Source organism: Kitasatospora sp. NPDC093550, assembly GCF_044764985.1.
Classification (GTDB): domain Bacteria; phylum Actinomycetota; class Actinomycetes; order Streptomycetales; family Streptomycetaceae; genus Kitasatospora.
The window spans coordinates 1-25,160 of sequence record NZ_JBIWJF010000055.1 but is presented as its reverse complement, the minus strand read 5'-3'; the positions used below and the strand labels follow the sequence as shown (position 1 = coordinate 25,160).

Annotated in this window: 13 protein-coding genes and 1 rRNA gene; 3 read left to right on the top strand and 11 right to left on the bottom strand. The window is 73.7% G+C overall.

Annotated elements, in window-relative coordinates:
* Nucleotides 1–134: 134 nt before the first annotated feature.
* Complete coding sequence (locus tag ACIRD3_RS39580) at nt 135–1,736, bottom strand: S8 family serine peptidase (protein WP_402226762.1); 1,602 nt, start codon at nt 1,734–1,736, stop codon at nt 135–137.
* Between the two features lie 233 nt (nt 1,737–1,969).
* Between ACIRD3_RS39580 and ACIRD3_RS39575 the strand changes: the two genes are divergently transcribed.
* On the top strand, nt 1,970–6,775 hold the full coding sequence (locus ACIRD3_RS39575; RefSeq protein WP_402226761.1) for a DEAD/DEAH box helicase: 4,806 nt from the start codon (nt 1,970–1,972) through the stop codon (nt 6,773–6,775).
* A 520-nt stretch (nt 6,776–7,295) separates the two neighbouring features.
* Here ACIRD3_RS39575 and ACIRD3_RS39570 read toward each other — a convergent pair.
* The 8 genes from ACIRD3_RS39570 to ACIRD3_RS39535 all read right to left on the bottom strand — a co-directional run bounded on the left by ACIRD3_RS39570 (nt 7,296) and on the right by ACIRD3_RS39535 (nt 20,242).
* Nucleotides 7,296–7,664, bottom strand: coding sequence for a helix-turn-helix domain-containing protein (locus ACIRD3_RS39570; RefSeq protein ID WP_402226758.1), 369 nt, complete (start codon nt 7,662–7,664; stop codon nt 7,296–7,298).
* 319 nt (nt 7,665–7,983) lie between these two features.
* Nucleotides 7,984–8,466: a CinA family protein gene (locus tag ACIRD3_RS39565; RefSeq protein WP_402226757.1), complete on the bottom strand. Its 483-nt coding sequence runs from the start codon at nt 8,464–8,466 to the stop codon at nt 7,984–7,986.
* Nucleotides 8,467–8,483: 17 nt separating this feature from the next.
* Nucleotides 8,484–9,122 carry a CDP-diacylglycerol--glycerol-3-phosphate 3-phosphatidyltransferase gene (pgsA, locus tag ACIRD3_RS39560; protein WP_402226755.1) on the bottom strand — a complete coding sequence of 213 codons (639 nt, stop codon included), beginning with the start codon at nt 9,120–9,122 and terminating at the stop codon, nt 8,484–8,486.
* Nucleotides 9,119–10,624 (bottom strand): 30S ribosomal protein S12 methylthiotransferase RimO, encoded by a 1,506-nt coding sequence (rimO, locus tag ACIRD3_RS39555; RefSeq protein ID WP_402226753.1) that lies wholly within the window; start codon nt 10,622–10,624, stop codon nt 9,119–9,121. The genes pgsA and rimO overlap by 4 nt, the downstream gene beginning before the upstream one ends.
* 97 nt (nt 10,625–10,721) lie before the next feature.
* Nucleotides 10,722–11,582 (bottom strand): helix-turn-helix domain-containing protein, encoded by an 861-nt coding sequence (locus ACIRD3_RS39550; RefSeq protein WP_402226751.1) that lies wholly within the window; start codon nt 11,580–11,582, stop codon nt 10,722–10,724.
* Nucleotides 11,583–11,911: 329 nt separating this feature from the next.
* Nucleotides 11,912–14,587 (bottom strand): DNA translocase FtsK, encoded by a 2,676-nt coding sequence (locus ACIRD3_RS39545; protein ID WP_402226749.1) that lies wholly within the window; start codon nt 14,585–14,587, stop codon nt 11,912–11,914.
* A gap of 147 nt (nt 14,588–14,734) precedes the next feature.
* A complete protein-coding gene (locus ACIRD3_RS39540; RefSeq protein WP_402226766.1) occupies nt 14,735–15,373 on the bottom strand; it encodes a response regulator in 639 nt (212 codons plus the stop codon).
* A 297-nt stretch (nt 15,374–15,670) separates the two neighbouring features.
* Nucleotides 15,671–20,242, bottom strand: coding sequence for a HAMP domain-containing protein (locus tag ACIRD3_RS39535; protein ID WP_402226764.1), 4,572 nt, complete (start codon nt 20,240–20,242; stop codon nt 15,671–15,673).
* A gap of 511 nt (nt 20,243–20,753) precedes the next feature.
* Here ACIRD3_RS39535 and ACIRD3_RS39530 point away from each other — a divergent pair.
* The gene (locus ACIRD3_RS39530; RefSeq protein WP_402226748.1) at nt 20,754–23,315 is read left to right on the top strand and encodes a SpoIIE family protein phosphatase; all 2,562 of its coding nucleotides are present in this window, start codon (nt 20,754–20,756) and stop codon (nt 23,313–23,315) included.
* Between the two features lie 257 nt (nt 23,316–23,572).
* Nucleotides 23,573–24,136, top strand: a complete 564-nt coding sequence (locus ACIRD3_RS39525; protein WP_402226746.1) for a GPR1/FUN34/YaaH family transporter — start codon at nt 23,573–23,575, stop codon at nt 24,134–24,136.
* A gap of 31 nt (nt 24,137–24,167) precedes the next feature.
* Here the strand turns inward: ACIRD3_RS39525 and ACIRD3_RS39520 are convergent, their stop codons facing one another.
* Nucleotides 24,168–25,013, bottom strand: coding sequence for a phosphatase PAP2 family protein (locus ACIRD3_RS39520; protein ID WP_402226743.1), 846 nt, complete (start codon nt 25,011–25,013; stop codon nt 24,168–24,170).
* Nucleotides 25,014–25,073: 60 nt separating this feature from the next.
* Nucleotides 25,074–25,160, bottom strand: a 5S ribosomal RNA gene (rrf, locus tag ACIRD3_RS39515); the annotation flags it as partial.

Below are 25,160 nucleotides of genomic sequence, written 5' to 3'. Positions count from 1 at the left end.
CCCCCCCCCCCCCCCCCCCCCCCCCCCCCCCCCCCCCCCCCCCCCCCCCCCCCCCCCCCCCCCCCCCCCCCCCCCCCCCCGACCCCCCACCCTCCTGAAAGCCACCACCCCACCAGCCCCGCGCCAGCGGAACCTCACCGCCCCACCCCCACCACCCCCGCCCCGAAATACTGCCGCTCCCCACACCCGTACGGCCCCACCGGACACCCCGCCGCCGCCGAGCTCGCCAACAACGCCGCCAACGCATCGGCCCCGAAGTCCGGGTGCAAGGCCGCCTCCACCGCCACCACACCCGTCACGTGCGCAGCCGCCATCGACGTCCCGGCCAACGCCGCGTACTGCCCGCCGGGCCAGTCGGAGACGATCGCGTTCTGAGGACCACCGTCCGGGTCCCCGCCCGGGGCCGCCAGCGAGACCCGCCCCCGCCCGTAGTTGGAGTACGCGGACGGGTGCCCGTCCCGGTTGACGGCCGTGACAGTGACGACGCCGGGCAGTTCCCCGGGCAGCCGTACGCACTCGGTGCCCAGGTACCGGATCTGCGCCGGCCCGGAGACCCGGTCGTTGGGGCTGCGCTCGTCGGTCCGCGGGGCGCCGAGGTCCTGCGCGTCGTTTCCCGCCGAGGCGACGACGACCGCGCCCTTGCTCCGGGCGTACCTGGCGGCCCGGTCGACGGCGGTGATCAGTGCCGCCTGGTCCCGGTCCTCGGGGCAGTTGTACTTCCACGGGTCGGCGAAGTAGCTGTTGTTGATCGCCCTGGCCCCGTGGTCGGCGGCCCAGAGCAGTCCGCAGACGATGTTCTCCACGTAGTACTGCCCGAGCGGTCCGAGCAGCCGGACGGCGGCGATCCGCACGCCGGGCGCGACCCCGGTGACGCCGTGCCCGTCCCGGGCGGCGCCGACGATCCCGGCGACGTGGGTGCCGTGGCCGCTCTCGCCCACCCCGGCGTCGGGCCTCCAGGCACCGGTGCGGGCGTCGGGCCGGCCGTCGGCACAGGAGGCGGAGGCCTTCGGGTCGACGGCGGCGCGCAGGTCCGGATGGGTGTCGTCCACGCCGGAGTCCAGCACCGCGACCAACACCCGGCGCAGCGCCGCGGGTTCCGGACCCCCGCCCGCAGCCGGGGACGCATCACCGGCCCGATCGGCACCCGCACCCACCATGGCCAGGTTCCACGCACCCCCCTCCCCCGGATCGGGCACGGTCACCGTGCCCGCATCCACCCCATCCGCCCGACCCACCCTGCCCACCCCGACCATCCCGCCCCCACCGCTCCCCCCACTCCCCCCACTCCCACCCCGCCCCACCGAGTACTCCCCACCCACCCCCACCGAGTACTCCCCACCCACCCCCACCGAGAAGTCCCCCGCCCCGTCCACCCCCCGGGGCGGCGCCACCACCGGCGCGGTCCTGGTCGCCCCGACGGCGGCGATCCCGGGCCTGGCCCGCACCTTGTCCGCGAACCCCCCGGTCGCGTACGCCAGGACGGCCCCGATCTGCGGGTACTCCTGCACCACCCGTCCGCCCGCCGCCCGGCTCTCCGCCCCGGCCCGGTCCGCGCCGGAGGCGTCCTCCCGCTCGGCCAGCACCAGGTAGCTGAGGTAGGCCCGCCCCGGCCCGGAGACGTACGGGACGGCCCCGCCCACCACGAGCGCCGTGAGCAGCATCGCGAGGAGCGCCCGGACCGGCCCGCGGACCCGGCGGGGCCGAGCGGGTCCGCCCGACGGGTGCCCCTGCGCCATCGCACGGCCTCCGCTCGTCGTTCCGGTGGGTCACGGATGGATCATGATTCCGAATCATCACCATATGAGCGATTTGCCGTTTCTGCCCCCCGGCCTACACCCCTCCCCCTCCCCCTCCCCCTCCCCCTCGCCCTCGTCCTCCCCTCGTCCTCGCCCCTCCCCCGCGCCTGCTCCCCCTCCCCCACAGCCCCGTCCCACCCCCACTTGTCAGTCCCACCCGGCACCATGGGGGCATGGCGCCCCACCACCCGACCCCACCCGCCGACGACCCCCTGGCCGGCTTCGCCCCCGCCACCCGGGCCTGGTTCAGCGGCGCCTTCTCCGCCCCCACCACCGCCCAGTCCGAGGCCTGGCGCGCCATCGCCCGGGGGACGGACGTCCTGGTCGTCGCCCCCACCGGCTCCGGCAAGACGCTCGCCGCCTTCCTCTCCGCCCTGGACCGGCTCAGCAGCACCCCACCCCCCGCCGAGCCCAAGCGCCGCTGCCGGGTCCTCTACGTCTCCCCGCTCAAGGCCCTCGCCGTCGACGTCGAGCGCAACCTGCGCGCCCCGCTGGCCGGCCTGCGCCAGGCCGCCGTCCGCCTCGGTCTGCCCGAGCCGGAGGTCCAGGTCGCGATCCGTTCCGGCGACACCCCGGCCGCCGACCGCCGCCGCTTCACGACCCACCCGCCGGACATCCTGATCACCACCCCCGAGTCGCTGTTCCTGCTGCTCACCTCGGCCGCCCGGGAGGCCCTGCGCGGTGTGGACACGGTGATCCTGGACGAGGTGCACGCCGTCGCCGGCACCAAGCGCGGCGCCCACCTCGCCCTCACCCTGGAGCGGCTGGACGAACTGCTGGACCGCCCGGCCCGCCGGATCGGCCTGTCCGCGACGGTCCGCCCGGTCGAGGAGGTGGCCCGCTTCCTCAGTCCGCAGCGCGGCGCCGTCGTCGTCCAGCCCCCCGCCGCCAAGGACTTCGACCTCTCCGTGGTCGTCCCCGTCCCCGACCTGGACGACCTGCCCGTCGCCCCGGCCACCGGCGGCGCCGCCGGCAGCGACCCACAACGGCAGACCTCGATCTGGCCGCACGTCGAGGAGCGGATCGTCGACCTAGTCGAGGCGCACCGCTCGACCATCGTCTTCGCCAACTCCCGCCGCCTGGCCGAGCGCCTGTGCAACCGGCTGAACGAGATCGCCCACGAGCGCGCCACCGGCACCGCCGCCCCCGAGGCGCACGCCCCGGCCCAGCTGATGGGCGGCTCGGGCGCCGCCAAGGGCGCTCCCGCGGTCATCGCCCGGGCCCACCACGGCTCGGTCTCCAAGGAACAGCGCTCCCTGGTCGAGGAGGAGTTGAAGGCCGGCCGGCTGCCCGCCGTGGTCGCCACCTCCAGCCTGGAGCTGGGCATCGACATGGGCGCCGTCGAGCTGGTGGTCCAGGTCGAGTCCCCGCCCTCGGTCGCCTCCGGCCTGCAGCGGGTCGGCCGGGCCGGCCACCAGGTCGGCGCCGTCTCCACCGGCGTCTTCTTCCCCAAGTACCGGGGGGACCTGGTGCAGTCCGCGGTGGTCACCGAGCGGATGCGGGAGGGCCGGATCGAGGCGCTCCGCGTCCCGCGCAACCCGCTGGACGTGCTCGCCCAGCAGCTGGTCGCCATGACGGCCCTGGACTCCTGGCCGGTCGACGACCTGCTCGCCGTGGTCCGCCGGGCCGCCCCCTTCGCCACCCTCCCGCAGTCCGCCTTCGACGCCGTGCTCGACATGCTGGCCGGCCGCTACCCCTCGGACGCCTTCGCCGAGCTGCGCCCCCGCATCGTCTGGGACCGGGTGGCCGGCACCGTCACGGGCCGCCCCGGCGCCCAGCGGCTCGCCGTCACCTCCGGCGGCACCATCCCCGACCGCGGCCTGTTCGGCGTCTTCATCGCGGGCAGTGACCCGAAGAAGGGCGGCGGCCGGGTCGGCGAGCTGGACGAGGAGATGGTCTACGAGTCCCGCGTCGGCGACGTGTTCACCCTCGGCACCACCTCCTGGCGGATCGAGGAGATCACCCACGACAAGGTGCTCGTCACCCCGGCCCCCGGCATCCCGGGCCGACTCCCGTTCTGGAAGGGCGACTCCCTCGGCCGCCCCCTCGAACTCGGCCGCGCCCTCGGCGCGTTCACCCGCGAGCTGGGCGCCCTGCAGCCCGAGGCCGCCACCGAGCGCCTGCGGCGGGCCGGCCTGGACGACTGGGCCGCCGCCAACCTGCTCGACTACCTCGCCGAGCAGCGCGCCGCCTGCGGCCACCTCCCGGACGACCGCACCATCGTGGTCGAGCGCTTCCGGGACGAGCTCGGCGACTGGCGGATCGTCATCCACTCGCCCTTCGGCGCCCAGGTGCACGCCCCCTGGGCCCTCGCCCTCGGCGCCCGGCTGCGCGAGAAGCACGGCCTGGACCCGCAGGTCATGCACGCCGACGACGGCATCGTTCTCCGCCTCCCCGACGCCGACCTGTTCTCCCCCGACTTCGACTTCGGCAGCCCGCCGGGGCAGCGGGGTTCGGACGGGACCCCGTTCGGCGCCGACGGGACCCCGCCCAGCGCCCACGGAGCCCCGTTCAGCGCCCATCGGGCCCCGGCCGACGCCGACGAGGCCCCGGTGGGCGCCGACGCCGCGCTGTTCGACCCCGGCGAGATCGAGCAGCTGGTCACCGACCAGGTCGGCGGCTCCGCCCTGTTCGCCTCCCGCTTCCGCGAGTGCGCCGGCCGCGCCCTGCTGCTCCCCCGCCGCAACCCCGGCCGCCGCACCCCGCTGTGGCAGCAGCGCCAGCGCGCCGCCCAACTCCTGGAAGTGGCCTCCGAGTACGGCTCGTTCCCGATCGTCCTGGAGGCGGTCCGGGAGTGCCTGCAGGACGTCTTCGACGTCCCCGGCCTGGTCGAGCTGATGGGGGACCTGGAGTCCCGCGCCGTCCGCCTGGTGGAGGTCACCACCCCCGAGCCCTCGCCCTTCGCCCGCTCGCTGCTCTTCGGCTACGTCGCCCAGTTCCTCTACGAGGGCGACTCCCCGCTCGCCGAGCGCCGCGCCGCCGCCCTCTCGCTGGACTCCCGGCTGCTGTCCGAGCTCCTCGGCCAGGCCGAGCTGAGCGAGCTGCTCGACCCCCGGGTGCTCGCCGAGCTGGAGGCCGAGCTCCAGCGCCTCACCCCCGAGCGCCGGATCAAGGACGTCGAGGGCGTCGCGGACGCCCTGCGCCTGCTCGGCCCGCTCGCCGAGGCCGAGTTGACCGCCCGCGGCGCCGAACCCCTGTGGGCCCTGGAGCTGGAGGCCGCCCGCCGGGTGATCCAGGTCCGGATCGCCGGCGAGCAGCGCTGGGCCGCGATCGAGGACGCCGGACGGCTGCGCGACGCACTCGGCACCCCGCTGCCGGTCGGCGTCCCCGAGGCCTTCACCGAGCCGGTCAAGGACCCGCTCGGCGATCTGATCGCCCGCCACGCCCGCACCCACGGCCCGTTCACCGCCGCCGAGGCCGCCGCCCGCTACGGCCTGGGCACCGCCGTCGTCACCGGCACCCTGCACCGTCTCACCGCCGCCGGTCGCCTGGTCCAAGGGCAGTTCAGGCCCGTCGACAGCCACCTCGCCCCCGACGGCCACCGCACCCCCGAGTGGCACACCGCCCCCGAGTGGTGCGACGCCGAGGTGCTGCGCCGACTGCGCCGCCGCTCACTGGCCGCCCTGCGCCAGGAGGTCGAGCCCGTCCCCCCGCGCGCCCTGGCCGCCTTCCTCCCGCAGTGGCAGCACCTGGCCGGCCACCGGCTGCGCGGCCCGGACGGCCTGCTCCGGGTGGTCGAGCAGCTCCAGGGCACCGTGCTGCCCGCCTCCGCACTGGAGAAGCTGGTCCTCCCGGCCCGGCTCGCCGGCTACTCCCCCGGACTGCTGGACGAACTGATGGCGGCCGGCGAGATCGGCTGGTGCGGGGCCGGCGCGCTGCCCGGCAAGGACGGCTGGCTCAGCCTCCACCTCACCGAGAACGCCCACCTGCTGCGCCCGGAGCCCGTCCCGCCCGCGCTCACCCCGCTGCACAGCGCGCTGATGTCCGCGCTGGCCGGAGGCTACGGCCTGTTCTTCCGCCAGCTCGTCCAGCAGCTCCCGGAGGAGACCGCGGAGCCCGAGGCGGTCGAGGCCCTGTGGGACCTGGTCTGGGCCGGGTACGTCACCAACGACACCCTCGCCCCGCTGCGCGCCCTGCTGGGCTCCGGCCGGACGGCGGGCGCCACCGCGCACCGCGCGCCCCGGGCGACCCCGCGCGGCCGCTACGGCGGCGCCGGTCGCGCCTTCGGCCGGGCCGGCGGCGCCCTGCGCAGCGGCCCGCCGACGGTGGCCGGGCGCTGGTCGCTGCTGCCCGCCTTCGCCGCCGACCCGACGGTCCGGGCCACCGCCCAGGCGCAGAGCCTGCTGGACCGGCACGGCCTGCTCACCCGGGGCACGGTGGCGGCCGAACGGGTGCCCGGCGGCTTCGCCGGGGTCTACCGGGTGCTGGCCGCCATGGAGGAGCGCGGCAAGGCCCGCCGGGGCTATTTCGTCGAGGGCCTCGGCGGCGCCCAGTTCGCCATGGAGGGCGCGGCCGACCGGCTGCGCTCGGTCAACGGCCGGCTGGAGCGGGCCCGGGCCACCGAGTGGCCGTCCGCCCCGGCCGCCGAGCCGGCCCAGACGCTGGTGCTGGCCGCCGCCGACCCGGCGAACGCCTACGGCGCCGCCCTGCCCTGGCCGGAGCCGCCCACCGCCCCCGGCGGCAAGGAGTCCACGGCCCACCGCCCGGGCCGCAAGGCGGGCGCCCTGGTGGTCCTGGTGGACGGCGAACTGGCGCTGTACGTGGAGCGCGGCGGAAAGTCCCTGCTGGCCTGGCCGGAGGACGGGCCCACCCGGGCGCTCGCGGCCGGAGCACTGGCCGCCGCCGTCCGCGAGGGCGCGCTCGGCAGCGTCACGGTGGAGCGGGCCAACGGCGAACCCGCCCTCGGCTCGGAGCTCGGCCGCGCCCTGGAGGAGGCCGGCTTCCACGCCACCCCGCGCGGCCTGCGCCTGCGCCCCTGAACCCGCGGCACCCGCGCCCCACGGATCCGCCCCCGCCCGCACGCCGAACCGCCGCCCCCGGACACGGCAACCCGCGAAGCACAGCGCACAGCGCCCTCGAACACACCGGAGGCCGAACACACCGGAGGCCGCGAGGTCCAGGACCCCGCGGCCTCCGGCCACGTCGATTCACCCGATCGGCGGCGGCTGCGCCTCCACCGGTCGTACCGCCTCTCCGCGTCGCCGGGCGGCCGGTCCGGTCGCGTTCCGGTCGGCGTGGACCGGAATGAGACCGAGCCCCCAGCCTCCGGCGGCGAGCAGCCCCAGCGCCGCCCCGTCGGCCGGCTGGCCGTGGACGACCGGCAAGCAGACGAGCCCGGCCACCGGCACTGCCAGGACCCACCGCACCGGACGTCGCACCCGGAGCAACAGCCGCGCCCGGACCCGTATTCGGGCCACCGGGCGCACCATCGCGGCTCTCCGCACGACCGCCCTCCCTTCGCTCGCCCCGGGCACGGACGCCCGGGAGTCGAGGCCGGGATCAGGCGGCGACCACGTCCATCGCGGCAGACTTGGGCGACATGTTCGCCCGGTCGGTACCGGGGGCGGGCAGCGGAACCGGTTCGAGTACCGGCCTCAGCAGATCACCTTCGGAGAGGGTGGCCATCGCCGCAAGTTCGGCGAGCGACAGTTCGTCGCTGACCTCGCGCATGACCTCGGACATCCGGACGTCGAGTGCGTCGCAGATGGCGGAGAGCAGCTCCGAGGAGGCCTCCTTCTGTCCCCGCTCGACCTCGGAGAGGTATCCGAGCGAAACCCTGGCGGCCGCCGACACCTCGCGGAGTGTGCGGCCCTGGCGCTGGCGCTGCCGACGCAGTACATCGCCCAGTAGGCGACGGAGCAGGATCATCGGTGCCTCCCTCCTCGGACTGCGGATCGAGATGTCACGCCCCCACCGTACCGCCTTGCCCGCTTCGCGTGCGGGGACCCTGGTCGTGTTCACTCTGGGCTGCAAGGCTGTCCCCCTCCTTGTTCCGGTGTCGTACCCGGGTTTGCGGGCCCCTCGTGGTACCCGACGCGGGCCACCCGGCCACCGTCACGCAACTCGTTCGCCACCTGGTTTCTGCCCAACCAGGCTGTTGGATGTAACACGATCCTCCAGCTGTGTCATGCCCGGGCGCCAGAGCGGCGGATCTCGGTTCGGTGGAGATCCGCCGGAGCGGGGCCCGTCATCCTTCGAGCCGGCCGACGAGCAGTTCCAGCGCGGCGGTCACCGCCCCGTGACGGATTGTGGCACGCGCGCCCGACAGCAGGGGCGAACTGACCAGAGTTCCCCCCGGTCCGGCGACCGCCAGGTGTACGGTGCCCACCGGCTGCCCGTCCTGCGGCTCCGGACCGGCCACCCCGGTCGTCGCGAGCCCGTACGTCGCCCCCAGCAGCCCGCGCACGCCCTCGGCCATCTGCCGGGCCACCACCGGGTGGACGGGCCCGTACACGTCCAGCAGGCCCTCGTCCACCCCGAGCACGGACGCCTTCAGCTCGGTCGCGTACGCGGTGACCGAGCCCCGGAAGGTCGCGGACGCCCCTGGGACGTCCACCAGCGCGGCGGCCAGCAGACCGCCGGTCAGCGACTCGGCGACGGCCAGCGTGCAGCCCTCGGCCCGCAGCGCGGCGTGCGCCCGCTCGGCCAGCGCGTAGTCGTGCTCCGCCATCCGCTCTCCCCCGTCGCTCAACGGCCCGCGCGCTCCGCGGCCTGTCCCTCGCGGCGCAGTCGCAGCGCCTGTCCGACGTAGTCCAGCGCGGTGCCGACGGTCAGCAGCACCGCCAGCCCCATCAGCACGGCCCGCCCGGTGGCCAGCCAGCCGGTCAGCGCCAGGACGTACATGCCGACCGCGGTGCCCTGGGTCAGCGTCTTGAGCTTGCCGCCGCGGCTGGCCGGGATGACGCCGTAGCGGATCACCCAGAAGCGCATCAGCGTGATGCCCAGCTCGCGGGCCAGGATCACCACGGTGACCCACCAGGGCAGGTCGCCGAGGAGCGAGAGGCCGATCAGCGCGGAGCCCATGATCGCCTTGTCCGCGATCGGGTCGGCGATCTTCCCGAAGTCGGTGACCAGGCCCTTGCGGCGGGCCAGCTCACCGTCGAACAGGTCGGTGATCATCGCGATGGCGAACGCGGCCCAGGCGACCGAGCGCCACTTGGGGTTGTGCCCGCCGTCGGCGAACAGCAGCGCCACGAAGACCGGCACCAGCAGCACCCGGACCATCGTGAGCACGTTGGCGATGTTCCAGACCCCCGGGGTCGACGGCACCGCGGCCGCCGGTCTGCCCGGGTGGGCCGCGGCCGGGGCGCCGGGCCCCTTGGTCATTCCCCGGCTCCCGGGATCCCGGCCCCCGGGGCCTTCGGCAGTCGCACCTGCTCCAGCGCCTCGGCGATCAGGTCGACGCCCTCGCTGGCCACCACCTTGGCCCGCCAGAACTGCCCGACCTCGGGCGCCTCGACGCCCTCCAGGGTGGTCAGGCCGTCGGTCTCCGGCGCCTGGTGGCCGGCCCGGCCCTCGACCACGCCGTCCTCGATCGACTCGATCAGCACCTCGACCTCGGTGCCGATCCGCTGCTCGGCCCGCTGGGCGGTCATCTCCTCGGCCAGCCGGCTCAGCCGGTCCAGCCGCTCGGCGATGACGTCCTCGGGGAGCTTGCCGTCGTAGGTCGCGGCCTCGGTGCCGTCCTCGTCCGAGTAGCCGAAGACGCCGATCGCGTCGAGCCCGGCGTGCGTGACGAAGCGTTCCAGCTCGGCGAAGTCCTCCTCGGTCTCACCGGGGAAGCCGACGATGAAGTTGGACCGGGCGCCGGCCTGCGGGGCCTTGTCGCGGATGGTGCCGAGCAGCTCCAGGAACTGGTCGGTGGAGCCGAAGCGGCGCATCCGGCGCAGCACGGCCGGCGCCGAGTGCTGGAAGGACAGGTCGAAGTAGGGCAGCACGTCGGGGGTGCCGGTCATCGCGTCGATCAGGCCCGGGCGCATCTCGGCCGGCTGCAGGTAGGAGACCCGCACCCGCTCGACGCCCTCGATCGCGGAGATCTCGCCGAGCAGCGTCTCCAGCAGCCGGATGTCGCCGAGGTCCTTGCCGTACGAGGTGTTGTTCTCGCTGACCAGGACGATCTCGCGGACGCCCTGCTCGGCCAGCCAGCGGGCCTCGTTCAGCACGTCGGAGGGGCGGCGGGAGATGAAGGAGCCGCGGAAGGCCGGGATGGCGCAGAAGGAGCAGCGCCGGTCGCAGCCGGAGGCGAGCTTGACCGAGGCGACCGGGCTGTCGTCCAGCCGCTTGCGCAGGGTGCGCGGGCCGGAGGCCGGGGCGAGGCCCTCGGGCAGGTCGGCGATGGGCTCGGCGGCGGCCTCGGCGCCGTGGCCGGGCAGCGCGACGGCCTCGGCGGCGGACTGCCGCTCGGCGGGGCTGATCGGCAGCAGCTTGCGGCGGTCGCGCGGGATGTGCGGGGCGTGGTGGCCGCCGGAGAGGATGGTCTGCAGGCGGTCGGAGATGTCGGCGTAGTCGTCGAAGCCGAGCACGCCGTCGGCCTCGGGCAGCGCGTCCGCGAGCTCCTTGCCGTACCGCTCGGCCATGCAGCCGACCGCGACGACGGCCTGGGTGCGGCCGTGACCCTTGAGGTCGTTGGCCTCCAGGAGGGCGTCCACGGAGTCCTTCTTGGCGGCCTCGACGAAGCCGCAGGTGTTGACGACGGCGACGTCGGCTTCGGCGGCGTCGTCGACGAGCAACCAGCCGTCGGCTTCCAGTCGCCCGGCGAGTTCCTCGGAGTCCACCTCGTTGCGGGCGCATCCGAGCGTGACAAGGGCGACAGTACGGCGTTCAGGCATAGGCCCAAGATTAACGCGCGGCCTCCGGTGCCGTTCGCCCCGGAGGCCGCGCGCCTCGGATCAGCTGATCATCACCGGGCCCCGCCGGCCCCTGTGGTCAGCCCGCCTGCGGGTCTCCGGGGGTGTACGTGACGTGCACCACCTGCCCGTCCTTGCCCAGGAGGCCGAGGTCCTTGCCGTTGACGTACGCGTGCACGGCCCCGCCGTTGCCCAGCACCAGCTTGATCTGCTTGGGGTCGGTGAAGGTCTGGTCCTGGCCTTCGCTGATGTTGTTCTGGAACAGCGACTTGCCGCTGCTGTTCATCGCCGAGACCCAGCTGGTGCCCTCGGCGACCAGCTTCACGGTGACCTTGTCGGCCGGGACGGCGGCGATCGCGGCGGCGCTCGGCGCGGGCGCCGGCGGCTGGACGGTCGGCGTCGCGGCGGGGGCGACCGAGCCGGTGCCGGAGCCGCTGGGCAGCGGTGCGCTGGCCGAGCCGGTGGTGCCGTGCCCGTCCTTGCCGCTGACCAGGTTGAAGCCGATCAGGGCGACCACCGCGACGATCGCGGCGACCATCGCGGCCGCCCAGTTCGGCCGGCCGCGGGCGGGCACCTTGATCGGGCCGCTGTCGATCAGCTGGCTCGCCGGGCGCTTGGCGGCCGGCGGGCCGCCGTGCGCGGCGTCGTAGCGGGCGACCAGCTCCTCGCCGTCCACGCCGACGGCGCGGGCGATCAGGCGGATGTGCCCGCGGGCGTAGAAGTCGCCTCCGCAGCGGCCGAAGTCGTCCTCCTCGATGGCATGGACGATCGGCACCCGGACGCGGGTGGCGGTACTCACCTGGTCCACCGTGAGTCCCGCGTCGATCCGGGCGGCGGACAGCACCCGGCCGATGCTCGGGGCATCGGCCGCCTGCAGCGCGTCGTCGGTCGGTTCGACGGACGACGCGTTCTCGCGGTCGGAGGACTTGCCGATGGTCACGGGGCACGCCTTTCGAGCGGATGGCCACCTGCTGGGGAACAGTCTAGGGGCGTGGGCGGATCGTTTCTCAAGCGGAACGGGACCGAATGCGCGCACCCGCCCCGACCCGGGTCCGGCACCCCGCTGACCGGCCGTCAGCGGAGCCTCGCGGGGGAACCCGGGGTTCGTTCTCCGGCCTGTGACGCGGCGTACGGATCTTCGGTTCCCCGGCGGCTCCCCGAACGGCGCCTACCCTCCTCCGAACGAGTGACACCTCGTCCGGGACACGGGGCCGCCCGGCGCCCGCGGCACCGGCCGGCACGGCCCGTCAGCCCACTGCTGGGGGGTTCTCAGCCCCGCAGGGTCACCAGGACCCCGTCCAGCTCGTCCGGCTTGACCAGGACGTCACGGGCCTTGGAGCCCTCGCTGGGGCCCACGATCCCGCGCGACTCCATCAGGTCCATCAGCCGGCCCGCCTTGGCGAAGCCGACCCGGAGCTTGCGCTGGAGCATCGAGGTCGAGCCGAACTGGGTGGAGACCACCAGCTCGGCCGCCTGGATCAGCAGGTCCAGGTCGTCGCCGATCTCCTCGTCGATCTCCTTCTTCGGCCCGCCGCCGACCACCACGTCGTCCCGGTAGACGGCGCTCAGCTGGTCCTTGCAGTGCTGCACCACCCTGGCGATCTCCGCCTCGGTGACGAACGCGCCCTGCATCCGGATCGGCTTGCTCGCGCCCATCGGCAGGAAGAGCGCGTCACCCTTGCCGATCAGCTTCTCCGCGCCGGGCTGGTCCAGGATGACCCGGGAGTCGGCCATCGCCGAGGTCGCGAAGGCCAGCCGGGACGGCACGTTGGCCTTGATCAGACCGGTCACCACGTCCACCGAGGGCCGCTGGGTGGCGAGCACCAGGTGGATGCCGGCCGCGCGGGCCAGCTGGGTGATCCGGACCACCGAGTCCTCGACGTCGCGCGGCGCGACCATCATCAGGTCGGCCAGCTCGTCGACGATCACCAGCAGGTACGGGTACGGCCGCAGCTCCCGCTCGCTGCCCGGCGGAGGGGTGAGCGTGCCGGCCCGCACCGCCGCGTTGAAGTCGTCCACGTGCCGGAAGCCGAACGCCGCGAGGTCGTCGTAGCGCATGTCCATCTCGCGCACCACCCACTGGAGGGCCTCGGCGGCCTTCTTGGGGTTGGTGATGATCGGCGTGATCAGGTGCGGGATGCCCTCGTACGCGGTCAGCTCGACCCGCTTGGGGTCGACCAGGACCATCCGGACCTCGTCCGGGGTGGCCCGGGCGAGGATCGAGGTGATCAGGCAGTTGATGCAGGACGACTTGCCCGCGCCGGTCGCGCCGGCCACCAGGATGTGCGGCATCTTGGCGAGGTTGGCCATCACGGTGTGGCCCTCGACGTCCTTGCCCATGCCGACGACCATCGGGTGCCGGTCCTCGGCCGCCGTGCGCGAGCGCAGCAGGTCGCCGAGGTTGACCATCTCGCGGTCCCGGTTGGGGATCTCGATGCCGACCGCGGACTTGCCCGGGATGGGGCTGATGATCCGCACGTCCGGGCTGGCCACCGCGTACGCGATGTTCTTGGCGAGCGCGGTGATCCGCTCCACCTTGACCGCCGGGCCGAGCTCGACCTCGTAGCGGGTGACCGTCGGGCCCCGGGTGAAGCCGGTCACCCTGGCGTCCACCTTGAACTCGGCGAAGGTACCGGTGAGCTGGGCGACCACCTCGTCGTTGAGGGCGCTGCGGGCCTTGGCCGGGCCGCCGCGCTCCAGCAGGTCGAGCGGGGGCAGCGCGTAGGTGACGCCCTCGCCGAGCTGGAGCTGCTCCATCCGCACCGGCGCCGGGCCGTGCTCCTCGGGCGCGCCCGGGCCGCCGCTGCGGGCGGCCGGGACGGCGGGCTCCTCCGGCGGGGCGGTGTGGTCCTGCACCTGGTGCATCATGTCCGCCACCGCGGAGGAGGCGGGCACGCCGTAGACCAGGGCGCCGTCCAGGTCGGCGGCCGCGCCGGCGGCCAGGTCGCGGGTGGCGTACGGGTCCAGGGGTTCCTTGTCCAGGGAGACCCGGAGGGCCTGCTCCGGGTCGTCCGCGTCGGGCTGCCGGCGACGACGGCGGCGCCGACGCGCGGCGACCTCGTCCGTCGGGTCGTCGGTGTCCACGGTGAACGGCAGCGCGTCGGGGTCGGCGTCCTCCGGCGGCTCGGTGGACGGCTCACGCTCCGGCGTACGCCCCCGGCGCAGCTCGTCCTCGGGCCCCGGCTCGACCACGCCGAGCCGTACCCCGATCGCCCGCAGCCGCTCCGGGATGCGGTTGACCGGGGTGGCGGTGACCACCAGCAGACCGAAGAAGGCCAGCAGCAGGAGCAGCGGGACGGCGAGGGCGGGCCCGGCGGCGGCCATCATCGGGGTGGAGGCGGCCCAGCCGATGATCCCGCCGGCCGCCCTTATCCGGGAGGCGCCGCTGCCCATCATGGGCGCGCCGCAGCCGATGTGGACCAGGCCGAGGACGCCGACCAGCAACGCGCTCAGGCCGATCACGATCCGGCCGTTGGCCTCCGGCAGCTCCGGGTGGCGCCAGAGCCGGATCGCGATCGCGGCCAGCAGGAACGGCACCAGCACGTCGAGCCGGCCGAACAGCCCGGACACCACGGCGGTGGCCGCCTCGCCCAGCCAGCCCTGCGGACTGAACCAGGTGCCGGCCGCGGTCACCAGCGCGAGCGCGAACAGCAGCAGGCCGGCCCCGTCCTTGCGGTGGGCCGGATCGAGGTTCTTGGCACCGTCGCCGAAGCCCCGGAAGATCGCGGCGATCGGACTCGCCAGGGCGTTGAGGGCGCCCATCAGCACCGACCGGGACGGCTTGGGCGGCGGCGGGGCCGACTTGGCCGCCGCCTTCTTCGCGGGAGCCGCCTTCTTCGCCGCCGCCTTCTTCGCGGGCGGCTTGCCCGGGGCTTTCGCCGCAGCCTTCTTGGACGGTCCCGGACTCGTCTTACGTGCTGCGTTCCCGGGCGTGCGAGTGGCCATGGGTCAGCAGCCTACCGGTGGGGACCACCGGTGCACATGCGCCCGAGTCGGGCCGCCCGGACGTGTCGCAGACACACCGTCACGCTGACCGGGATTCACCCGGGCCGCCGCACGGAACCACCCGGGCGGGTGAGCCGGGGCAGCTGATCAGGAGCTTCCGGGGCGCATCGCGTCGAGTGCCCGGCGCAGCCCCGCGAGCTTGCGCTCCAGGTGCGCGGCGGTCGCCGCCACCCCGGCGTCCTCCACGCCGTCCAGCTGCTTGCCGAGCGACTCCGCCTGCTCCTCGACCGCCGCCAGCCGCGCGGACAGCTCGCCCAGCAGGGCCCCGCCGAGGGCCGGCTCGCCACCGCCCGCCTCCAGCTGCAGCCGCAGCAGCGCGGCCTGCTCCTTCAGCTGGCAGTTCTTCACGTACAGGTCGACGAAGACGGAGACCTTGGCGCGCAGCACCCACGGGTCGAAGGGCTTGGAGATGTAGTCCACGGCCCCGGCCGCGTAGCCGCGGAAGGTGTGGTGCGGGCCGTGGTTGAGCGCGGTCAGGAAGATGATCGGGATGTCCCGGGTGCGCTCCCGGCGCTTGATGTGGGCGGCGGTCTCGAAGCCGTCCATCCCGGGCATCTGGACGTCCAGCAGGATCACCGCGAAGTCGTCGGTGAGCAGCGCCTTGAGCGCCTCCTCGCCGGACGCGGCGCGCACCAGCGTCTGGTCCAGGGCGGAGAGGATCGCCTCCAGCGCCAGCAGGTTCTCCGGCCGGTCGTCGACCAGGAGGATCTTGGCCTTCTGCATCAGGGCTCGCCCTCCTGTCGCCTGCCTGCTGCCCGGTGCAGGCACCCGCGTACCGCCCACCGCTACCCCGGTCATGCTAGCCGCACCCCCTCGCCCGGCACATCGCTCCGTCGCGAACCGGTCCGGAGCGGCGTGCAGCCAGTGCTCCGGCGCACGCTCAGCAGGGCGTCGCCATCCGGTCACTGTTCGCAACGATCGGTGACCCTACCCGGTTCCCGGGCCCGACCGCCAGCAAACCGACCGACCGGCAGGCGCGAACCCCGGGGCCCGGGCGGGAGTTCGCGCCCCCGGTGCCCGGAATCACGCGCGGTCCCCGCTCAGCCACTCGCGCATCACCGACAGCAGGTGGTCGGTCTCCACCGGCTTGGTGATGTGGTCGGTGGCGCCCGCCTCCAGGGACTTCTCCCGGTCGCCCTTCATCGCCTTGGCGGTCAGCGCGATGATCGGCAGACCGGCGAACTGGGGCATCCGGCGGATCGCCTCGGTGGTCGCGTAGCCGTCCATCTCCGGCATCATGATGTCCATCAGGACCAGCGCCACGTTCTCGTGCTGCTCCAGCATCTCGATGCCCTCGCGGCCGTTCTCGGCGTACAGGACGGTCAGGCCGTGCTGCTCCAGCACGCTGGTCAGGGCGAACACGTTGCGGACGTCGTCGTCCACGATCAGCACCTGCTGGCCGTCGAAGCGCCGGTCCCCGTTGACCGGCCGGGGCGGGGCCGGCTCCACCGTCCGCGGCCCGGCGGCCGCCTCCAGGGCGGCGCTGCGCCTCCGTTCCACCGCGCCGCGGCGGCGCTCCTCGGCCAGTTCGCGGACCTCCTGGGCCCAGTGGTCGGCCGGGTTCTCGCCCACCGGCACCGGCAGGCCCACCGGGGTCACGCCGACCGAGGCGCGCGGCACCGGGCCGTTCGACCCGGCCTGGCGCGGCTCCCCGGCGACGTCCGGGGCCTCGGTGCGCAGCGGCAGGTAGAGCGTGAACGTGGAGCCCTTCCCCAGCTCGCTCTCGGCGTGGATCTCACCGCCGAGCAGCCGGGCGATCTCGCGGCTGATCGACAGGCCCAGGCCGGTGCCGCCGTACTTGCGGCTGGTGGTGCCGTCGGCCTGCTTGAACGCCTCGAAGATCTCCCGCAGCTTGTTCTCGGGGATGCCGATGCCGGTGTCGGAGACCGCGAAGGCGATCAGCTCGTCGTCCGGGTCCTGGATCGAGCCGGACTCCAGCAGCCGCTCGCGCACGTGCTGCGGCACCTCCCGGCCGGCCGGGCGGATCGAGAAGTCCACGGCTCCGGCGTCGGTGAACTTCACCGCGTTGGAGATCAGGTTGCGCAGCACCTGCTGGAGCCGCTGCTCGTCGGTGTGCAGGGTGACGGGCAGCGCGGGCGAGACCCGGACGGCGAAGGCCAGGTTCTTGTCCAGCGCGACGGGCTGGAAGGTGGCCTCGACGTAGTCGACCAGCTGGACCAGGGCGATCCGGGCCGGACGGACGTCCATCTTCCCGGCCTCGACCTTGGACAGGTCGAGGATGTCGTTGATCAGCTGGAGCAGGTCGGAGCCGGCGCCGTGGATGGTGTCGGCGAACTCGACCTGCTTGGGCGAGAGGTTGCCCTCGTTGTTGTCGGAGAGCAGCTTGGCCAGGATCAGCAGCGAGTTGAGCGGGGTGCGCAGCTCGTGCGACATGTTGGCGAGGAACTCGCTCTTGTACCGGGAGGCCAGGGCGAGCTGTTCGGCGCGCTCCTCCAGGACCTGCCGGGCTTCCTCGATCTCGCTGTTCTTGATCTCGATGTCGCGGTTCTGCTGGGCGAGTTGCTCGGCCTTCTCCTGCAACTCCTCGTTGGTGCGCTCCAGTTCCTCCTGGCGCGCCTCCAATTCGGCGGACCGCATGGAGAGTTCGGCGGTGAGTCGCTGGGACTCCAGCAGTAGGCCCTCGGTCTTGGTGTTGACGCTGATGGTGTTGACCGTGACGCCGATCAGGTCGGCGATCTGGTTGAGGAAGTCCAGCGCGACGGTGGTGAAGGAGCTGAAGGTGGCCAGCTCGATCACGCCCAGCAGCCGGCCCTCGAACAGCACCGGCAGCACCACGATGTGGGCCGGGGACGCCTCGCCGAGGCCGGAGGCGATCTTGAGGTACCCGGGCGGCGCCTCCTTGAGGATGATCGCCCGCTTCTCCACCGCGGCCTGGCCGATCAGCGACTCGCCGGGGCGGAAGGTGGTCGGCATCGCCCGCCGCTGGTAGCCGTAGCTGCCGATCAGGCGCAGCACGGTGTCGTTCTCGTCGTCGTCCTCGGTGATCAGCTCGGCGGTGCGGCCGGCCGGCTGGGCGAGGAAGAAGGCCCCGTGCTGGGCGGAGACCACCGGGGTCAGCTCGGTCATGATCAGCGAGGCGACGGCCTCCAGGTCCCGGCGGCCCTGGAGCAGGCCGGAGATCCGGGCCAGGTTGGTCTTGAGCCAGTCCTGCTCCTGGTTGGTGCGAGTGGTCTCGCGCAGGTTGGCGATCATCTGGTTGATGTTGTCCTTGAGCTCGTCGAGCTCGCCCGCGGCGTCCACGTCGATCCGCAGGCTCAGGTCGCCCCTGGTCACGGCGGTGGCGACCTGCGCGATCGCGCGCACCTGCCGGGTCAGGTTGTTGGCCAGCTCGTTCACCGACTCGGTCAGGTCCTGCCAGGTGCCGTCCACCCCGGGCACCCGGGCCTGGCCGCCGAGCCGCCCGTCGGTGCCCACTTCGCGGGCGACCCGGGTGACCTCGTCGGCGAAGGCGGAGAGCTGGTCGACCATGGTGTTGATGCTGGTCTTGAGCTGCAGGATCTCGCCGCGCGCGTCGACGTCGATCTTCTGCGAGAGGTCGCCGCGGGCCACCGCGGTGATCACCAGCGCGATGTTCCGCACCTGACCCGTGAGGTTGTTGGCCATCAGGTTGACGTTGTCGGTCAGGTCCTTCCAGATCCCGGCCACGCCCGGCACGCTCGCCTGGCCGCCGAGGGTGCCGTCGGTGCCCACCTCGCGGGCCACCCTGGTGACCTCCACCGCGAAGGAGGAGAGCTGGTCGACCATGGTGTTGAGGGTCGCGGCGAGCGCCGCCACCTCACCCTGCGCGTCGATGGAGATCTTCTTGGAGAGGTCGCCGCGGGCCACCGCGCCGGCCACCTCGGCGATGTTGCGCACCTGGCCGGTCAGGTTCGACGCCATGAAGTTGACGTTGTCGGTCAGGTCCTTCCAGATGCCCGACACCCCGCGCACCCGGGCCTGGCCGCCCAGGATCCCCTCGGTGCCCACCTCGCGGGCGACCCGGGTCACCTCGTCGGCGAAGGCCGACAGCTGGTCGACCATGGTGTTGACGGTGGTCACCAGCTCCAGGATCTCGCCCCGGGCGTCGACGGTGATCTTCTTCGACACGTCGCCGCGCGCCACCGCCGTGGTCACCTCGGCGATGTTGCGGACCTGGCTGGTCAGGTTGTTGGCCATCAGGTTGACGGAGTTGGTCAGGTCCTTCCAGATCCCGGCCACGCCCGGCACGCTGGCCTGGCCGCCGAGGATGCCCTCGGTACCGACGTCCCGGGCGACCCTGGTGACCTCGTCCGCGAAGGCGCCCAGCTGGTCCACCATCGTGTTGATGGTGTTCTTCAGCTCCAGGATCTCCCCGCGCGCGTCCACCTGGATCTTCTGCGACAGGTCGCCCTTGGCGACCGCGGTCGTCACCTGGGCGATGTTGCGCACCTGATCGGTGAGGTTGTTCGCCATGAAGTTCACGTTGTCGGTGAGGTCCCGCCACACCCCGGCCGCCCAGGGCACCTGGGCCTGACCGCCCAGCCGGCCCTCGGTGCCCACCTGGCGGGCCACCCGGGTCACCTGCTCGGCGAAGCCGGAGAGCTGGTCGACCATCGTGTTGATGGTGTTCTTCAGCTCCAGCATCTCGCCGCGCGCGTCCACCTCGATCTTCTGCGAGAGGTCCCCGCGCGCCACCGCCGTGGTCACCTGGGCGATGTTGCGCACCTGGCCGGTCAGGTTGTCGGCCATGAAGTTCACCGAGTCGGTGAGGTCCCGCCACACCCCGGCCACGCCCGGCACCTGGGCCTGACCGCCCAGCCGGCCCTCCGTCCCCACGTCCCGGGCCACCGTGGTGACCTGCGCGGCGAAGCCGTTCAGCTGGTCCACCATCGTGTTGACGGTGTTCTTCAGCTCCAGCATCTCGCCGGCCACCTCGACGGTGACCTTGCGGGACAGGTCGCCCTTGGCCACCGCCGTGGTCACCTGGGCGATGTTGCGCACCTGCGCGGTCAGCCGCCCCGCCATGGTGTTGACCGAGTCCGCCAGGTCCTTCCAACTGCCCGACACGCTACGGACCTTGGCCTGACCGCCGAGCTTGCCCTCGGTACCGACCTCGCGGGCCACCCGGGTCACCTCGTCGGTGAACTCCGAGAGCTGGTCGACCAGTCCGTTGACCGTCCGGCCGATCTTCAGGTACTCGCCGCGCAGCGGGTGGCTCACCCCGTTGCTGTGCAGCGACCGCAGCTCCATCTTCTGGTCCAGGTCGCCCTCGGCGATCGAGGTCAGCACCCGGCCCACCTCGGCCATCGGCCGGGCCAGGTCGTCGATCAGCGCGTTGCAGTTGTCGACCGCCGCCATCCAGGCGCCCTCGCCCGCGCCCGTCTCCAGTCGCTCGTTCAGCCGGCCCTCGCGGCCCACCGCCCGCCGCACCCGGGCCAGTTCGCCGGTCAGGTGCTGGTTGCGCTCGGCGACCTCGTTGAACACCGCGGCGATCTCCGCCAGCGGCCCGTCACCCGGAACCGTCAGCCGGCGGCGGAAGTTGCCGTCCCGCATCGCGGTCAGCGCGGACAGCAGCTTGCGCAGCTCGGCGGGCTCCGCGCCGCGGTTGTGGCTCACTCGCCGGCCGGCCGCGTTCCGCGGCGCCGTCCCGGAGCGGCCGCCGCGCTGGGCGGGCGGCGTCGTACCGGTTGCGTCCTTGGTGGCCGAACTCAACGGGCCCCTCCCACATCGTGAACTGTCCGGTGACCGCCCGTGCCGAACCCGTCACGGGCCCGGGCACCGGCCCGGTTGGGCTGCGTGCCGGCGGCCTGCGGCGCACCGGCACCCACACGACCGTACTGCTCGTACCGGTCATCGCGGACCCCCCAGTCTGGCAGCACTGGCGCCCGGTGTCCGGCCGGTTGCACACGGTTGGTACCGCACCGTCCGAAACAGGTGGGCAGAATCACCCTCAGGTGCCTGTTTCGACGCCCCGCCCCCACGGGGAACCAAGCGGAAAGTAGGGTGGAGCGCTGCACCGGGCCACGACCCGACCCCAGCGCCGCCGCTCTGCCCCGACGGCGCGCACGGGGCGTCGGCGCCGCACCCCGGACAGCCAGGGCAAGAGCAGCAGAGGAGAAGTGGCAACGTGGTCACCGCGCGCGCAGCCGCCACCTTCGACCCCGACGGCCGGTCCGCGGCCGCCGCCCGGGGGTTCGTCCGGGACGCGCTGCTCGGCTGGGGCCTGCCCGAGGTCGTGGACGACGCCGTCGTGCTGGTCAGCGAGCTGGTCACCAACGCCGTCGTGCACGCCGGCACCGCCGCCGAGGTCTGCTGCCTGCGCGAGGAGGAGACCGTCCGGATCGAGGTCACCGACCACCACCCCGAACGCGGCCTGCCGTCCCTCGGCGACGGACCCGTCACCGCCTCCGACCGCTACGCCGACCCCGACGGCGAGGGCGGCCGCGGTCTGCTGATGTGCTCCGCCCTCGCCGAGAGGTGGGGCGTCGAGTACGGGGCCGGCCGCAAGACCGTCTGGTTCCGCCTCCAGCTGCCCGCTCACGTGCTCGGCACCCGCTACGCCGTTCCCGCCACCCCCGGCAGCGACCTGCCCAGCAGCGCCGGCCCCGTGCACGTCGCCGTCGTCCAGCTCGACGAGGACGGCCGCGTCCTGGCCTGGAACCCGGACGCCGAGGCCCTCTTCCAGTACCCCGCCACCACCGTCCTCGGCCGCCCCTGGGCCGACCTCGCCGTCTGGCCGCAGTCCCCCGGCCGCGGCCTCGGCCTCACCGACACCCTCCGGCTGGCCCGCTGGGAGGGCGGCTACGGAATCCGCCGCCGGGACGGCCACGAGGTCGAGGTGTACGGCGTCCAGGTCCGCGTGCGCGACACCGAGGGCGTCCCCTCCACGCTCTGCCTGCTCGTCCTCGAACCCGACCGCGCCGTCCTGCGCTCCCCCGCCCGCGCCCTGCCCGGCGAGCGCCCCGACCCGGCCGGCCCCCGGCTCGACCTGCTGGCCGGCCCGGTCGCCACCGACGACCTCGACACCCTGCTGCAGCGCACCGTCGAACGCGCCCGCGACCTGCTCGACGGCGACGCCGCCTACCTGCTGCTCACCACCGAGGACGAGAGCGAGTTCGAGGTCCGCGCCGCCACCGGCCTCACCTCCGGGCACCGTCGGCACGCCCGCTTCCCGGTCGAGACCGGCAACCGCTACCACTCCGCCCGGCTGCCCTCCGTCCACGAGGACCTCTCCGCGCGCCCCACCGGCCTGCCCCTGCTCGCCGACAGCGGCATGCGCTCCCTGCTGACCGTCCCGCTCAAGGTCGAGGGCCGCCTGATCGGCTCGCTCGGGATCGCCGCCACCGCCCCCGGCCGCTACGACAACGAGGACGCGCTGCGCCTCCAGTTCGCCGCCGACCGGGTCGCCCTCGCCGTCGAGAGCACCCGGCTGACCGAGCTGGAACGGCTGCGCCGCGGCTCGCTCTCCTTCCTCGTCGAGGCCTCCGACCTGCTGGCCGGCACCCTCGAACACGAGCAGACCCTCGCGCTGATGGCCCAGATGGCCGTCCCCACCCTCGCCTCCTGGTGCGCCGTCTACACCACCGCCGACCACACCTCCCCGGCCCGGCTCGCCTTCGTCCTGCACGAGGACGAGGACCGCATCGACCCGCTGCGCGACCTGCTCGAGAAGACCCCCGTCCCCGAGGCCGGTCCCACCCACGGCGTCCGCTTCTGGACGGCGCCGGTCGAGACCGCCGCGGCCGGCGGCCTCACCGACAGCCCCGAACTCGCCGGCCTGCTCGGCGAGACGGTCGCCATCGCGCTGACCGCCCGCAACCGCGTCATCGGCCTGCTGGCGCTCGGCGTCCCGGCCGGCGTCCGGTTCCGCCAGGAGATCCTCGAACTCGCCGAGGACCTCTCCCGCCGCGCCGCCCTCGCGCTCGACAACTCCCGCCTCTACTCCGAGCGCACCGCCACCAGTCAGGCCCTGCAGCGCAGTCTGCTCCCGCCGGACCTGCCGGAGATCCCGGGCGTCGAGGTGGACGTCTACTACCAGGCCGCCGGCGAGGGCAACGAGGTCGGCGGGGACTTCTACGACCTGTTCACCATCCGCGAGGGCACCTACGGCTTCGCCATCGGCGACGTCTGCGGCACCGGCCCCGAGGCCGCCTCGGTCACCGGCCTGGCCCGGCACTCGCTGCGGCTGCTCGCCCGCGAGGGCCTGGACGCCCCGCAGGTGCTGCGCCGCCTCAACGCGGCCATCCTGGACGAGGGTTCGCGCAGCCGCTTCCTCACCCTGCTGTACGGCGAACTGACGCCCCGCCCGGACGGCAGCACCGAACTCTCCCTGGTCTGCGCCGGCCACCCCCTGCCGCTGCGCCTGCGCACCGACGGCCAGGTCGACCGTGCCGCCACCCCGCAGCCCCTGCTCGGCGTCATGGACGACCTCGACCTCACCGCCGAGCGCCTGGTGCTCGCCCCCGGCGAGGTCCTGCTGTGCGTCACCGACGGCGTCACCGAACGTCGCGAGGGCCGGCGGATGCTGGGCGACGACGGGCTCGCCGAGGTACTCACCGGCTGCACCGGCCTGACCGCCGGCGCCGTCGCGGCCCGGGTCCAGCGAGCCGTCGAGCGCTTCGCCCCCGAGCCGCCGTCCGACGACATGGCGATCCTGACCCTGCGGGTGCCCACCCAGCGTCAGCCCTGAGCGTTCCCCAGCTGACGCAGTCACAAATTGTTATCTTCACAAGGGTACAAGCGACCTCGGCCGGGTAGACCGATCTCACCGGGAAATCCCCCGGCGGGGACGTGACCAGCGGGCTCTCCGCTGGCCCATCACTTCTGACCGCAGCCCACGCACGCTCACAGCCGTGCGCCCTCGGCGCGGTCGCGCGCATCCACTCATCGGAACGACACCACAGCGTTACTGCGCCCTGCGCGCGCCCAGAGTGAAAGGAGCCTCCGGTGAGCAATGACGCTACCGGGGCAACGAACGCCCGCTCCACCGGAGCCGACGCGGGTAACCTCGGCTACCTCGCCCTCGGCCTGACACTGCTCGCCTACGGTCTGCTCTCCACCGGCCTCCTACACGGCGCCGGGGTCGGGGACGCGGCCCACCTCGCCCACCTCGTCGGCGGCGTCACCCTCTTCATCGCGGGCCTCTGGCAGCTCCGCGGCGGCGAGGGCTTCACCGGAACCGCCTTCACCAGCCTCGGCGCCTTCTGGGCGACCTGGTCGGCGGCCGGCGGTGCGGGCAAGAACGCCGCCGGTCTGTTCCTGCTGCTGTGGGCCCTGCTCGCCCTCACCCTCACCGCGGCCGGCTGGGGCGGGGGCCTGATCAGCCGCGCCGTCTACGGCCTGCTGACCCTCTCCCTGCTGCTGAGCGCCATCGCCACCTTCGGCAGCTCCGGCGGTCTGGCCAAGCTCGCCGGCTGGGTCGCGGCCGCCTCGGGGCTCGCCGCCTGGTACTGGGCCACCTCCGCGCTGAGCAAGGGCGCCTGGGGAAAGCTCGCTCTGCCGGTCAAGTGAGCCACCGGCCCGGCTGACCCGCCCGCCGGGCTCAGCCGACCTGCTCCAACCGCTCCTCGGCACCACTGCGGGGCCGGGTCTCCGTCTCGACGGAGGCCCGGCCCCGTCGGCGTGCCGCCAACGCCAGGACCCCGTAGGCGAAGAGGAGGATCGCGACGGCCACGATGCCGTCCGCCCAGAAGTGGTTCGCCGTCACCACGACCACCGCGACCGTCGCCACCGGGTGCAGCACCACGACCCACCGCAGCGAACTGCGCGACACCCGGACCACCGCGACCGCCGCCAGCACGCACCAGGCGACGTGCACCGACGGCATCGCCGACAGCTGGTCGGCCACCACCACACCGCCGACCGCGCCCCCGTACACCGACTGCCCGTACTCCGCGGCCACGTCGACGAAACCGCTCTCCGGCAGCATCCGCGGTGGTGCCACCGGGATGAACTGCACCAGCAGACAGACCGCGGTCGTGATCACCACGGTGTTCCGCACCCACGCGTACCGCTCGCGGTGCCGCAGGAACACCCACAGCAGGACACCGAGCATCACCGCGAAGTGCATGACCGCGTAGTAGTAGTTCGCCAACCGCACCAGCACCGGGTACGGCGTGACCGCCGCCTGCCAGGACGCCTCGTCCGGCAAGCCGATCACCTGCTCGGTGTGGTGGATCCAGCTCGCCCGGTCCAGCGCGTGGTCCGCGCTCATCACCGACAGGTGCCCGACCAACTGCCAGAGCGCGAACAGCGCCAGCAGCGTGCCGGCCTCCCGCAGCAGCGCCGACAGCGACGGCTTCCGGACCCTCGACGCGACGTACGCGCCCGCGTAGAGACCGGCGGCGGCGCCCCCGGCGGACTGCCAGGTCAGGGTCAGGTTCTGCATTGGCAGAGGTTAACGCAAAAAGCCCCTTCCCGGACCGGGAAGGGGCTTTCTGGAATGATTGTTCGGCGGCGTCCTACTCTCCCACAGGGTCCCCCCTGCAGTACCATCGGCGCTGTGAGGCTTAGCTTCCGGGTTCGGAATGTAACC

Excerpts from the sequence above, each read along its gene's own strand:
- rimO (WP_402226753.1), bottom strand. The coding sequence starts at position 10,624 with ATGCCTGAACGCCGTACTGTCGCCCTTGTCACGCTCGGATGCGCCCGC.
- ACIRD3_RS39570 (WP_402226758.1), bottom strand. The coding sequence starts at position 7,664 with ATGATCCTGCTCCGTCGCCTACTGGGCGATGTACTGCGTCGGCAGCGC.
- ACIRD3_RS39580 (WP_402226762.1), bottom strand. The coding sequence starts at position 1,736 with ATGGCGCAGGGGCACCCGTCGGGCGGACCCGCTCGGCCCCGCCGGGTC.
- pgsA (WP_402226755.1), bottom strand. The coding sequence starts at position 9,122 with ATGACCAAGGGGCCCGGCGCCCCGGCCGCGGCCCACCCGGGCAGACCG.
- ACIRD3_RS39520 (WP_402226743.1), bottom strand. The coding sequence starts at position 25,013 with ATGCAGAACCTGACCCTGACCTGGCAGTCCGCCGGGGGCGCCGCCGCC.
- ACIRD3_RS39565 (WP_402226757.1), bottom strand. The coding sequence starts at position 8,466 with ATGGCGGAGCACGACTACGCGCTGGCCGAGCGGGCGCACGCCGCGCTG.
- ACIRD3_RS39575 (WP_402226761.1), top strand. The coding sequence starts at position 1,970 with ATGGCGCCCCACCACCCGACCCCACCCGCCGACGACCCCCTGGCCGGC.
- ACIRD3_RS39545 (WP_402226749.1), bottom strand. The coding sequence starts at position 14,587 with ATGGCCACTCGCACGCCCGGGAACGCAGCACGTAAGACGAGTCCGGGA.